General features: G+C 68.1%; 9 protein-coding genes and 1 pseudogene. 3 read left to right on the top strand and 7 right to left on the bottom strand.

Translation table 11 applies throughout. The features are described from left to right. Positions 1–87 precede the first annotated feature (87 nt). Positions 88–2532, bottom strand: a complete 2445-nt coding sequence (locus QT386_RS12635; RefSeq protein WP_289274128.1) for a TonB-dependent siderophore receptor — start codon at positions 2530–2532, stop codon at positions 88–90. A gap of 83 nt (positions 2533–2615) precedes the next feature. Between QT386_RS12635 and QT386_RS12630 the strand changes: the two genes are divergently transcribed. Beyond that, a complete protein-coding gene (locus tag QT386_RS12630; protein ID WP_289274127.1) occupies positions 2616–2963 on the top strand; it encodes a DUF6607 family protein in 348 nt (115 codons plus the stop codon). A 114-nt stretch (positions 2964–3077) separates the two neighbouring features. Here QT386_RS12630 and QT386_RS12625 read toward each other — a convergent pair whose 3' ends face one another. After that, positions 3078–4745, bottom strand: a complete 1668-nt coding sequence (locus QT386_RS12625) for a hypothetical protein (RefSeq protein ID WP_289274126.1) — start codon at positions 4743–4745, stop codon at positions 3078–3080. A 245-nt stretch (positions 4746–4990) separates the two neighbouring features. Between QT386_RS12625 and QT386_RS12620 the strand changes: the two genes are divergently transcribed. Next, complete coding sequence (locus tag QT386_RS12620) at positions 4991–6142, top strand: ankyrin repeat domain-containing protein (protein WP_289274125.1); 1152 nt, start codon at positions 4991–4993, stop codon at positions 6140–6142. A 9-nt stretch (positions 6143–6151) separates the two neighbouring features. Here QT386_RS12620 and QT386_RS12615 read toward each other — a convergent pair whose 3' ends face one another. Next, positions 6152–7426: a CdaR family transcriptional regulator gene (locus tag QT386_RS12615; protein ID WP_289274124.1), complete on the bottom strand. Its 1275-nt coding sequence runs from the start codon at positions 7424–7426 to the stop codon at positions 6152–6154. Positions 7427–7767: 341 nt separating this feature from the next. Here QT386_RS12615 and QT386_RS12610 point away from each other — a divergent pair, with 341 nt between their 5' ends. Further along, positions 7768–8151, top strand: coding sequence for a hypothetical protein (locus QT386_RS12610; RefSeq protein WP_289274123.1), 384 nt, complete (start codon positions 7768–7770; stop codon positions 8149–8151). 34 nt (positions 8152–8185) lie between these two features. Here QT386_RS12610 and QT386_RS12605 read toward each other — a convergent pair whose 3' ends face one another. From QT386_RS12605 to QT386_RS12590, 4 genes and pseudogenes are all read right to left on the bottom strand, one after another. Next, entirely contained in the window at positions 8186–9613 is a 1428-nt protein-coding gene (locus QT386_RS12605) for a patatin-like phospholipase family protein (RefSeq protein ID WP_289274122.1), read from the bottom strand. Positions 9614–9681: 68 nt separating this feature from the next. Then, positions 9682–9861, bottom strand: a pseudogene (locus QT386_RS12600) (M23 family peptidase); the annotation flags it as partial. Positions 9862–10107: 246 nt separating this feature from the next. Continuing rightward, on the bottom strand, positions 10108–10317 hold the full coding sequence (locus QT386_RS12595) for a hypothetical protein (RefSeq protein ID WP_289274120.1): 210 nt from the start codon (positions 10315–10317) through the stop codon (positions 10108–10110). 4 nt (positions 10318–10321) lie between these two features. After that, on the bottom strand, positions 10322–12202 hold the full coding sequence (locus QT386_RS12590; RefSeq protein WP_289274119.1) for an ATP-binding cassette domain-containing protein: 1881 nt from the start codon (positions 12200–12202) through the stop codon (positions 10322–10324). Between the last annotated feature and the right edge of the window lie 121 nt (positions 12203–12323).

Raw genomic sequence — 12323 nt, 5'->3', positions numbered from 1 at the left:
GTAGCCCAACAGTGTCGCAGGTTCGGGCACTCCGAGTCCCGGTATGAAGCAGTGGCGGGCATGGTTGTCTGGGCGCCGGTGCTTTTTTCATAACTTGTAGGCAATGCTGCCGACGACGCTGCGGCGCAGGCCGTAGTAGCAGTCGCCGCGCTCCAGGCAGGAGGCGACGTAGGCGTCGTCCTCGAGGTTGCTGGCGTTGATGGCCAGGCGCCAGTGCGGGTTCTCCCAGGCGGCCATGGCGTCGAACAGCTTGATCGACGGCACGGTGACCTCGCGACCTTCGTCGGTGGTCTCTCCGATATAGCGGAAGCCGCCGCCGACGGAGAAGCCGGGCACTCCGGCGATGGCGAAGCGCAGGCGGGCCCATAGCGAGCCGGTGTGTTCGGCGATGGTGGCCAGCGATTTGTAGCGCTGGCCGGCCGCGGCGCTGGGCCCCTGGTTGCTCTCGGCGTCCAGCCAGGTGTAGTTGGCGGTGAGGTCCAACTGCGAGAACAGGGTGGTCAGGGCCTCGAACTCGATGCCGCGGATGTCGGCCTCGCCCAGCTGCACCTGGAAGCGCGGGTTGCTGCCGGGTGCCAGGCGGTTCTCCTCGCGGGTCTCGAAGGTGGCCAGGGTCAGCAGGCTGGCAGAGCCCGGCGGCTGGTACTTGAGTCCGATCTCGCGCGATTTGCCGCGCACCGGCTTGTAGGCCTGGCTGTTCTGGTCCAGGCCGGCCACCGGCTGGAACGACTCGGAGTAGCTGAGGTACAGCGAGAAGCCGGCGTCGAAGCGGTACAGCAGGCCGGCGCGCAGAGAGGTTTCCGAGTCGTCGCTGTCGGTGCTGCCGCTGCTGGCGGTGGCCTGGTCGTGGCGGGCGCCGAACAGGGCGATCCAGTGCTCGCCGATGTGCACCTGGTCCTGCAGGTAGAAGCCGGACTGGCGCAGATGGGCGCGCGGCTGCTGCGAGGTCTGCGGCGCGATGTAGCGGCCGTATTGCGGATCGTAGAGGTCGAAGCGGCCCTGCAGCGCCACCAGCAGCAGGTTGGAGGACAGGTCGCCGTAAACCTCGTCGATATTGGCTCTCGAGTAGTCGTAGCCGGCCAGCAACAGGTGTTCCATTGGCCCGGTGCGGAAACGGCCCTGCAGCTGCTGGTCCAGCGTCAGGGTGCTGGTATCGGTGTCGCTGATGCTGGAGATGCGCAGTACCTTGCGCATCTGCGGGTCGAGCAGGAACGGCGGGCCAACGAAGGCGTTAGGGTACAGCGTGCGGTAGTGGCCGCTGCTGTCCGACCAGCGCAGGTTCTGGCGCAGGCTCCAGTTTTCGCCCAGCTGCAGTTCCAGGATCGAAGTGACGGCGGACTGCTCCATGTCGTAGCGGTCGAAATCCGGCTCGCTGACGAAGCGGTTGGTCGGTATGGGGCCGTTGGGGTTCGGCAGCACGGTGCCTTCCCAGGGCAGGAAGCCCACGCTGGTGCCGCTCTCGTCTTTCTGCAGGCGACCGAGCACGGTCCAGCGCAGCCAGTGGCTGGGAGCCCAACTCAGCGAGGGCGAGACCAGCCAGCGATCATCCTCGACGTAGTCCACCTGCGTGTCGGAGTCGCGCTGCAGTGCCACCAGGCGGTAGCTCAGGCTGTTGTCGGCGGTGAGGCTGCCGGTGCTGTCCAGCGCATACTGCCGGCGGTCGTAGCTGCCGAACTCGGCCCGCAACTGGTGCTCCGGCGTGGCCTGCGGCAGCTTGGAGTTGAGGTTGACGATGCCACCGCTGGGGCCTTGGCCATAGAGCACGGAGGCCGGGCCGCGCAGGATCTCGACGCTGTCCAGCGTCCACGGATCGGGACGCACGGTGTTGTAGGACTCGAACAGCATGCGCAGGCCGTCGAGGTAGTACATGGCGCTGCTGCCGCGGATCATGGCCCAGTCGCCACGCGTGTCGAAGCCGTAGGCATCCGTGCGCGTGCCGGTGCTGTAGCGCAGCACGTCCTGCACGGTCTGCGCGCCCTGGTCCTCGAAGCGCTGGCGCGGGATGGCCGAGATCGAGACCGGGGTCTCCATCAGCGCGGCGTCGGTCTTGGTGCCGCTGCTGGCGCTGTCCATTATGTAGCCGCGCTGTGCGTGGACCTCCACAGGCTTGAGCATGATCTGTTCGTCGGTCTTGGGCGGCGAGGAGGGCTCGACCGGGATCGTGTCGAGCGGCAGGGCGTCTTCCTGCGCCAGCGCGGGCGGCGACAGCAGCGTGGCGGCGAGGGTGACCGCGACATAGGACACCGGTGCCAGGAAACGGCGCAGCAGCTGCGGCTGCTGGCGGTGCAGGGTCAGGCCCAGGCGCAGGCGCAGGGCGGCCACGGCGGCTACCGACGCCATGGCGTGCCGCAGCCACAGGCCGCCCAGTTCGGCGGGAGCGTGGGCGCTGCTCCAGAGCGCCAGCGCGGCCGCGTTGAGCAGCGCCAGCGACAGCATCCATTCACAGCGATCCGATGGTTCCGTGCGGCGGGCCAGCAGGTGATGCAAGGCAATAGCGGCCATGGCGATCTGCAGCGATGCCAGCTGATCCATGTACTTCCCCGGGAGAATTTGAGTCCGCGGCCCCTGCCCGCAGTTTGCGAATAATAGTAATTCTCATTTAAATAGGGAAGTGTTTGACCGCGAGGCGCCCACGGGCGCGCGAGCGCGAGCTCAACACCTACACCGGAGTCCAGGGCTACGACTTCGGGCCCGGGCGGGAGTACTGGCGCAAGATCCGCGCCCACTGGAGCGCGGTGCGCGCGGTCTGGGCCGAACTGCTGTTGCAGCATCCGCGCGTGGTCTTGCGCGAGGAGGTGGACGGGATGCCGCACTACATGGCGGTGATGGCGCAGGCCAACGACCTGGTCAACAAGCCGCTGTCCGACGAACAGTGGCGTGCGGCCGTGAGCGAGGTGCTGCAGCACCTACCTGTTGGTGGACGAGCCCTGGCGAATCTCCGCTTGAGTTGCCGTTCGCCTTGAAGTGTTGAGCCTGTCGAAGGATCGAAGGGTGGGCGGCAACGGATTGACCGACCGGCGGGAAGTCCGCCCCATGCTTCGACAGGATTGGCACGGGCGGACTTATTCAGCGCATTTCTAGCGTTCCTCGATGCCGGAGCGCAGGGCGCTGGCCGGCTCGTTGCCCAGGTTGAGGATCATGCGCACGAAGGCGCCGACCTGTGCGTGCATCAGCGGGTAGTCGGTGAACTCGCTGGTGACCTTGGGGATGCCGAAGTTGAGCAGGTAGACCGGCCCGGTGATGTACTGGATGACCGGCAGGCCGCCCTCGTTGCGATAGGCCTGGCCCTCGCCGAAGGGCAGCAGCGGCGGCATCACGATGCTGCGGTCGAACTGCTGCGACAGCAGGATGCTCTCGCGCTCGAATACTTCGCCGAGCGGCGTCATGATCACCTGCGGCTCGTTGAGGCCGGTGAGGCCCATGACGCCGGGGGCGATCTCCAGCCATTCGCGGGCGCCAACGTGCTCGACCTCGATCGCGGCCAGGACCTTCTCCTGCAGCTCGTCGTGGTTCTCTTCGATATAGTGCCCCAGGCCGCCGCCGCCGAAGTGCCCGCCGCTGAACACCACGCGCAGGCTGCGCTTGCGCTGCGACTGGGGGATGCGCGTGAAGTAGCGCATGATGCCCAGGATCGCGGCCGGGCCGTTGTCCTCGATGGAGTTGGTGCCGTCGGTATGCGAGCTGAGCACGATCTCGAGAGGGCTCGCGCCCGGCAGCACGGCGACCACGTTGTAAGCCTCCACGCTTTCCTCCAGCGCGTGCAGCGTCAGCCGCGCCGGCTTGGCGGACAGCGGGTTGGCCAGCAGGCGCTGCTTCAGCGCGGCGCCGGTGTCGCGGTCCAGGTAGACCGTGGGCGAGGCGGGCAGGAAGCGAGCGAAGAACGGGTAATAGGAACCCTGTGCGGCTTCCTGCGGATAGTCGACGATGCCAACCGCGCCAGCGGCGCCGGCAGCCTTCAGCGCGGTGGTGACAACCTGGGCCACCACCATGTCCAGGAAGGGGCGCGAGAAGGGCGTGGTGAAGCCCATGGTGCCGGCGTCGTCGGTGACGTGCAGGGCCAGGCTGCTGAGCACGCCGATGGGAATGGTCAGCCGCGGCAGGTCGTAGACCACGATCTTGCCGCGCACGTCCGCCGCGGTGAGCAGGGAGACGATGGACGACAGGCCGCTGGCGGTGTCGCCGAGCAGGCCCACCAACGACTGCACCAGGCCCAGGACACCGCCGGCCAGTGCGCCGCTGTCGAGCATGCGCACCACGACGTCGGTCAGGTCCACGGCGGCCAGCCCTGGCACGTAGACCAGTGGGCCTTCCAGGCCCCCGGGGCCGGTGTTGCCGGAGAAGGGGATGTAGGACACCAGTTGGATGTCCTCCGCGCTGTCGCCCGCAAGCAGCTGCAACTGCGCCCTCTGCGCGATCCAGCGGTCCACCGGATAGGGTTCCAGGCGCACGTCCGGCACGCCCATGGCGCGCAGCTGGCTGGCCAGTCGCTGTGCATAGGCGATTTCGGCCACGCTGCCGGCGGGCCGGAAGCCGCTGTCGAAGCTGTCGATCTCGTACTGCCAGCCTCGCACCTGGGCCAGGCTCGGCATCAGCGCGGCATCGAATTCGCGGCTGTGGTCGAGGCCCGGGGTGCCGCCGGAGGCGCCATCGACCGGACGGCTGCTGCCGCAACCAGCGGCCAGGGTCAGGCCGGCGACGGCCAGTGCAAGGCCGGCCCGGCGGGCCAGACGCATGGAAACGCTCATGTGTTCTCCTCGGGACCTGTCCGGCTGGCCGTTGCGGAGCCGGCGGGTCCATCTGTGATTCGCCAGTGTGAGGCCAGCAGGAGCCGCCCGCCATTGGCCGTGTCACAGGTGCTTTTGTGCCCGAGCACAAAAGCGCCCTTCATTTGGCAGCGGGCGGGCTTTCGTGCATCGTGACGGGTTGAGGACATGAAAAGGCCGGCGGGGCTCGATCCCGCAGCCGAGCGGTCCAGGTTTTGGGGAAATTCATGGGTGCCAAGCTTTTCCGGATCGTGATCCCGGTGTCGGGGCTGGACCGGGCCGTGCGCTTCTACAGCAGCCTGTTGCTGGTGGACGGGTTCCGCGTGCCTCCGGCGATCCACAACTTTCCCCTCGGGCAGGCGCTGCTGACCTGCTATGACGCACGCGTCGACGGCGAGACGCCGCTACCGCCCTCGCCGCAACTGATTTATATCGGCGTGGACGAGAACCTGATGCAGCTGCGCATGCGCGCCGTGCAGATGGGCGCCACCGAGGTGGACCACGAGCCGCGGCGCATGCCCGGCGGCGAGGCCGGGCTGTGCATGACCGACCCCTGGGGCAATCGCCTGGCGATGGTCGATGCGCACACCATGCAATGGGGTGCGCCGGTGCCCGCCTTCCGCAGCAAGGAGGTGGTCGCGGCGCCACAGCAGGGCGTGTTGCTGCTGCGGCAGGATTTCCTGAATGCGGTGAAGGGCGGCGAGTTTTCGCGGATGAAGGAACTGCTGGCCCTGGACCATGACCTGATCGATACCGTGGATGGCACGGGCGCCTCGGTGCTTCTGGTGGCCGCCTACAAGCGGCAGGAGCGCATCGCCGCCTACCTGCTGGCGCTGCGCGATGACCTGACGCTCTGCGAGGCCGCCGCAATGGGCGCCATAGAGCCACTGGCACTGTTGCTGCGCCGCGCCCCCGAGCGCGTGAACCTGCCCGGGGCCGACGGCTTCCTGCCGCTGGGGCTGGCCTGCTTCTTCGGGCACGGCGACTGCGTGGACCGGCTGCTGCAGGCGGGTGCCGACGTCAACGCGGTGTCGCGCAACAACATGCGCTCGCATCCGCTCAACAGTGCCCTGACGCAGACCTCGCAGGAATGCGCCCTGGGCATCGTGCACCGGCTGCTGCGCGCGGGAGCACAGCCCAACGCCGCGCAGGTATCCGGGCACACCGCATTGCACCAGGCGGCCGGTCGCGGTTTCCTGGAGGCGGTGGACGTGCTGCTGCAGGCCGGCGCCGATCCGGGGTTGCGTGCAGACAACGGTGCGACGCCGGCGATGCTGGCCCAGCGGGCGGGGCATGCCGCAGTGCTGGAGCGCCTGCGCCGGCACGGCGACGGCAGGCGCCCGCCGGTCGATCCCTTTGCCGAGACGATGATGTTCTGAAGCGGGCGCCTAGGCGCTGTCGGCGCGACCCATGCGTCGCATCAGCAGCGCGGCGCTGAGGCGGGACTGCCAGGACAGATCGTCCAGGTCCGCCTTCAGTAGGGTCTCGATGCGCTTCAGGCGGTAGCTCAGCGTGTTGGGGTGGATCTCCAGCGTGGCGGCGACGGTCTTGCGCTGCTGGCGCTGCAGGAAGTAGCTGTCCAGCGTTTCCAGCAGGTGCGGCTCCGGGGCGATCAGCTCCAGCAGGCCTTCGAGATAGCCGGCGACATTGCGCGACTGCAGGGCGGTGTCGTCCAGCACGTAGTCGGAGTAGCGGAACTGCCGGCCGCGTGTCGCCAGGCGCCGGCCGATGTCCAGGGCACGCGCGGCCTGCTCCGCGCTGAGATGCCAGCCGCGGGCACCGGTGCCCGCCAGGCCGATGCCCACCGGCTGGGTGCGCCCGCGCAACGCCGGCGACTGCGCCAGTTGCGTGGCCAGGCGCCGCTCGTGCCGGATCGCGTTCTCGCCGCCAGGGACCGCCATCCAGATCACCGCATGCTCGCGCCACAGGGTGCCGATGGGGCGCGGCTCGTCGCGCTGGGTCAGGGCGCCCAACAGCGATTCCAGCTCGTCCTCGGCGGCACTGCGGCTGTTGCCATGTGAGGTGGCCGCGAAGGCCAGCGCCATGCGGCGGCCCAGGGGATCGGCGCCCAGCGCCAGCGCACGCTCGCGGAAGCCCTCGGTGTCATCGGGCCGGTCGAAGACGATGGAGCAGAGTTCGTGCTGCAGGCGGCTCTGCCAGCGCTCTCCGCGACGCTGCTCGTCGATGTAGGCGTGGCTGATGGTCTGCCCCAGCAGGTCGGTGTGGTACATCATGTAGGGCGACAGCTTGAGCAGCACCTCGTCGCGCAGTTCGTGGCGATGCTGCACGCCGTCGAGGAAGGCCTGCCATAGCACGGTGCTGCCGACGCGGAAGGAATGCAGCAGCCCGGTCATGGCGATGCCCTGATGGAAGCGGCGCCGGGCGAAGTCGGCCACCGGCTTGAGCATCTCGGCGTCGGGTGAGCGCCCACCCAGCAGGGCGCGGAACCAGATATCGACGTTGATGCGGATCATGGTCTCGACCTCCCGCACCACGGCAGCATCGCGGATCGCCGCGTACTCCGGCACGTCTTCACGCACCGTGGCGAAAACCCGCTGGACGATGGCCTCGGCATGCTGGGACAGGGCTCGCACTTCCGACGCCATGCGCCGCGACACCACCGGTACGGCCGCGCCGTCGCGCGGCCGGGTTGCCTTGCCCATCGCTTGCTGCTCCTGCAGATATCCCGGGCGCCTGTATAGCACGCGACATCGGCTGGGAGGCTGGGAGCCCTTTGTGCTGAATCACAAAAGCGCTGGTGAACCTGCCAATGCGCGAGTGGGGTGCCTGCCGCGAAGATGCAGGCCTGGCCGGCGACCGTGTCGTGCGGTCGCCGGTGCCGTCATCCTTTCGTGGGGATCCCCGGGGCCTTCCGCCGCCGGGATTGGGATTCATGGCCGGCCTCGTTGCAGCCGGCCATGAATCCCTTTTTGCCTGCATGCCGGCAGGTCAGGATGGCTGGGCGCCGCACTTGCTATGCTCGGGCAAACACCGGGGGAGCAGCATGCAGGCAGATTCTTCTTACACGCGGTTGCTGTTCAGTTTCGCGGCCTTGTTCAATCTCGCCGTGGCACTGGGCCTGCTGACGGCCAGCGCCCAGATCGGCGCGCTGCTGAACCTGGGGCCGGCTACGGCGGGCAGCGTAGTGCTGTCGAATCTCTCCGGCGCCTTCGTGGGCCTCTTCGCCTATGCCTATGCGCGAGTCGCCATGGACCCGCAGCGCTACCGCGTCTACGTGGAGCTGGGTGCCATCGGCAAGATGCTGGTGCTGCCGGCCGCGGGCATCCCCTGGGCCATGGGCTACATCGGCTGGGAACTGCCGCTGCTGGCCTGCGGCGACCTGCTATTCGCGCTGCTGTTCTGGGACTGGCTGCGCCGTACACGCTGAGCAGGGCCCACGCGGTGGCCGCGAGGCCGTCGTTTCAAGGCACCCAGTCCACCGGCTCCAGTGCCTTGAGCAGGAAGGGCAGCATCACGTCGGCCTGGTTCCAGCCCCACTGGAAGGCACGGTCGAAGTCCTGCGCCGTCGGCAGCAGGTTGATCGGCGACAGCGTCGGCTCGAAGCGCAGCAGCCAGTCGAAGTATGGCTTCTGCGAGGCCATCTGCAGTTGCACGGCCTGCGTGACTGGCCAGAGCCAGATGTGGCGCGGGTCCCACTGCGGGTGGAAGCAATCCAGCGCCAGGTAGAAGGCGTTGCGCGTGCCGATGCGGCCGGCCTGCACGCGTTCCCAGGCGATGCGTGCCGGCACGTTGGAGGCGACTCCGCCGTCGACGAATAGCGCCACGTCGTGCTGCTGGCGCAGCGTGGCGAGGATGGCGTCGCTTTCGGGGTCACGCGTTGGCGGCTCGTACTGCAGCACGGCGGGAATCGCGGCGGACAGGCCCACGGCGTCGACGGCGCGGATGCGGCGCGTCAGTGCATCGCCGCCCAGCACGATCGGCTTCACCACGCTGGGGCTGACCATGGCTGCCAGCAGCAGCATGCGCTCCGCCACCAGCTTGGAGAAGCGCTTGCCGCTGGCCATGGGCGAGGTGAAGTCGCGCAGGCCGGAGGGCAGGTGCTCATAGGCGCGGGCATGCACGCCGGCGACCACCGAATCGTAGGGAATCTCCAGGTCTTCCAGGCGCATCGGGCTGCCATCGGGCAGGGTCATGATGCGGTGCATGCTGTGCAGGTGCAGCCGCGTGATGCCGGGCAGGGTGTGCGTGGCGCCGATGTGGGGGCGGCTGAAGATGTCACGCACTCGCAGCGACTTGGCCCAGGCCATCAGGGCTTCGATGTCGGTCTGCCGCGAGCGCGCCAGGAAGGCGCCGATCAGGGAGCCGATGGACGAACCCACCAGGTAGTCGGAGGAGCGCCCCTCGGCGCGCAGGCGCGCGGCAGCACCGACATAGACATAGCCCGCTCCACCGCCGCCGCCCGCCACCGTGACCAGTGCCTTGCGGCCGACCTCGGCGTCGAGCTCCTGCTCCGTGAACTGGTCGGCGTGGCGGACCAGCAGGTTGGTGCGCGTCAGCTTTGCCGCGGCATGCAGGGCGTCCAGCGACACCATGCAGCCAGCCAGGCGCGCGCGGGGCGAGTCCTCATGCCGCAGCGGCTTATACCACTCGCGCAGCACCAGCTCGCGCAGCGGCTCGACGATGGCGGGATCCGGCTCCACCTCGGGCCGCCAGGGCAGGCCCAGGGCCGCGCCGGGCGCGAAGCGTTGCAGGCGCGCCAGGCCCAGTACGTAGCGCAGGCGCTGGTATTCGGCGGGCAGCAGGAAGCGTGGCTGCGCCAGTACCGCGCGGATTGCGGCCATTTCCATCCGCTGCAGCTTCAGCAGGGCCTTGGTGACCGGGTCGGCCATGGGCGGCAAGACTCCTCGTTGTTATTTGAATGCGCCGTATGATGCCATCAGCGGCTGGCGGGTGGTCTTCAGTGCGTGCCTGCCGGCACCAGGAGCTTGCCGGGATCGACGAAGAACATGCGCTTCCAGCCCTGGGTGCACTTGGCGTAGTTCCAGGGCCGAGGCAGCAAGGAGAGAACGGCGTAATGCAGGTGCGGCGGCTTGCCGGCTGCGTTACCGCTGGTGCCGTTGCTGCCCAGGCGCGTGCCCGGCTTCACCAGTGCCAGGGGTGTGGCGGAGCAGGGGAATGCGGATGCCGCGCAGGCGTGCCCGCAGCGCGCGCCATATCCAGGCGCCGCGCTCCGCGTCCACCGTCAGGTGCAGCTCGACCGGCCCGGTGTCCTCCACCCACTAGCCGGACAGGCGTGTCCCCACCTGCCGGAAAAGCGAGCGCATCACGGCGCCATTGTCGAAGCGGCGTGTCCACTCCAAGACAGTGAGGGTGTGGCGGATCGTCACTTCGAAGCCGCGCCGCGGCGGGTCCACGGGAATGCCCACGGACTTCGCCAGGCGCCGCCCCATCCAGAGCCGGCCAGGCCGTGCCCGACACGGATATCGATCTCGTCGCGCAGCGCGCCGCCCTGGCGATGCAGGTCCTGCCGTAGCGGATGCAGATCGCCGAAGGCGGGGCCGAACCAGTGCGTGACGACGGTCTGCTCGCTCATGGCTTCAGCGCTGGGCCTCCAGCTCCTCCCAGCGCGCGTAGGCCGTGCCCAGTTCCTTCTGCGTCTTGGCCAGCGCCAGTTCCACCTTGGCGATCGCCTCGCGCGGCTGCTGGTAGAAACCGGGGGCGCTGATCTCGGCCGCGAGCTTGGTTTGCTCGGCTTCCAGCTTCTCGATGCGGCCCGGCAACTGGTCGAGCTCGCGCTTGTCCTTGCTGTTGAGTCGCGAAGCCGGCGCTGCGGCGGCCGGGGCGGGCGAGGGCGCGGCGGTGGGCTTGGGCGGGGTCTGCGTGGGCGCCTGGTGCTGGCGCTGGCGCAGCCAGTCGTCGTAGCCGCCGATGTAGTCGCCGACGCGGCCGCCGCCTTCGTATACCAAGCTACGTGTGACGACGTTGTTCAGGAACTCGCGGTCATGGCTGACCATCAGCACGGTGCCGGAGTACTCCACCAGCCGCTCTTCGAGCAGGTCCAGCGTCTCCATATCGAGATCGTTGGTGGGTTCGTCCAGCACCAGCAGGTTGGAAGGCCGCGAGAACAGCTGCGCCAGCAGCAGGCGCGAGCGCTCACCGCCGGACAGCACGCGCACCGGGCAGCGCGCCCGGTCGGGCGTGAACAGGAAGTCCTGCAGGTAGGTGTAGACGTGCTTGCGGACGCCGGCAATCTCCACGAACTCCTTGCCGTCGCCGATCGCGTCGATGGCGGTCTTCTCCTCATCCAGCAGCGGACTGCGCAGCTGGTCGAAATAGGCGATCTCCAGTTTGGTGCCCTCACGCATTTCACCGCTGTCCGGCTTGAGCTTGCCGAGGATGATGTTGAGCAATGTGGTCTTGCCGGCGCCGTTGGGGCCGATGATGCCGACCTTGTCGCCGCGGATCACCACGGTGGACAGGTTATGGATGATCTTGCGGCCGTTGTAGGAGTGCGTGACGTTCTTCAGTTCCGCCACCAGCTTGCCGGAGCGCTCGGCCTCCTGCACGACGATGTTGGCGGTGCCCTCGCGGTTGCGTCGATTGGCGAAGGTGTTGCGCAGTTCCATCAGTGCCTTGACGCGGCCCGCGCTGCGCGTACGCCGCGCTTCCACGCCCTTGCGGATCCAGACTTCTTCCTGGGCCAGCTTCTTGTCGAACAACGCGTTCTGGCGCTCCTCGGCATGCAGGGCTTCGGCCTTGCCGGTGAGGTAGGCGTCGTAGCCGCCCTGCCAGCTGCTGAGTTTGCCACGGTCCAGGTCGCAGACGCGGGTGGCGAGCTTGCGCACGAAGGCGCGGTCATGGCTGATGAACAGCAGCGCCCCGCGGAAGGACAGCAGGAATTCCTCGAGCTGCGCGATGCTGGGAATATCGAGATGGTTGGTGGGCTCGTCCAGCAGCAGGATGTCGGGCTCGCTGACCAAGGCCTGGGCCAGCAGCACGCGGCGCTTGAGACCGCCGGACTGGGCCGCGAATGGGGCGTCGGCCGGCAGGTCCAGCTTGGTGATGACGGATTGCACTCGGCTTTCGAGCGACCAGCCGTCCTGCGCCTCGATCTGCGACTGCAGGCGCCCCAGTTTTTCCAGCTCAGCCTCGGTATGGGCTTCCATCGACAGGTGGTGGAACTCGGCGATCTTGCGGCCCAGCTCGCCCAGGCCCTCGGCGACCACGTCATAGACCGTGCCGGCGGTGCCGGGCGGGACGTCCTGCACCAGCTGCGCCACGCGCAGGCCTTGCTGGCGGATGACTTCGCCGGCGTCCACTGCCTGGCTGCCGGCGATGATGCGGAACAGGGTGGACTTGCCGGCGCCGTTGCGGCCGACGAGGCAGACGCGCTCGCGGGACTCTATGGAGAAATCGGTGCCGTCGAACAGCACGGTGTTGCCGATGCGCAGGCTGACGTTTTTGAGGCCGAGAAGCATTTGAGGAAACGAGGCGAAATTCGGGGGCGGATTGTCGCATTACCGCCACGGGCTTGGGGGAAGCTCTGAAGGATTCACTCGGTAATGATTCGCATCTACAATCGGGTCTCCTTCAATCGTA

This window comes from Solimonas sp. SE-A11 (genome assembly GCF_030345715.1).
Lineage (GTDB): Bacteria > Pseudomonadota > Gammaproteobacteria > Nevskiales > Nevskiaceae > Solimonas_A.
This window is presented reverse-complemented; position numbering and strand designations above follow the sequence as displayed.

What these genes read in the sequence shown, in the direction of transcription:
- QT386_RS12605 (WP_289274122.1), bottom strand. Translation starts at nt 9,613, where the DNA reads ATGGCCGACCCGGTCACCAAGGCCCTGCTGAAGCTGCAGCGGATGGAA.
- QT386_RS12620 (WP_289274125.1), top strand. Translation starts at nt 4,991, where the DNA reads ATGGGTGCCAAGCTTTTCCGGATCGTGATCCCGGTGTCGGGGCTGGAC.
- QT386_RS12625 (WP_289274126.1), bottom strand. Translation starts at nt 4,745, where the DNA reads ATGAGCGTTTCCATGCGTCTGGCCCGCCGGGCCGGCCTTGCACTGGCC.
- QT386_RS12635 (WP_289274128.1), bottom strand. Translation starts at nt 2,532, where the DNA reads ATGGATCAGCTGGCATCGCTGCAGATCGCCATGGCCGCTATTGCCTTG.
- QT386_RS12610 (WP_289274123.1), top strand. Translation starts at nt 7,768, where the DNA reads ATGCAGGCAGATTCTTCTTACACGCGGTTGCTGTTCAGTTTCGCGGCC.
- QT386_RS12615 (WP_289274124.1), bottom strand. Translation starts at nt 7,426, where the DNA reads ATGGGCAAGGCAACCCGGCCGCGCGACGGCGCGGCCGTACCGGTGGTG.
- QT386_RS12595 (WP_289274120.1), bottom strand. Translation starts at nt 10,317, where the DNA reads ATGAGCGAGCAGACCGTCGTCACGCACTGGTTCGGCCCCGCCTTCGGC.
- QT386_RS12590 (WP_289274119.1), bottom strand. Translation starts at nt 12,202, where the DNA reads ATGCTTCTCGGCCTCAAAAACGTCAGCCTGCGCATCGGCAACACCGTG.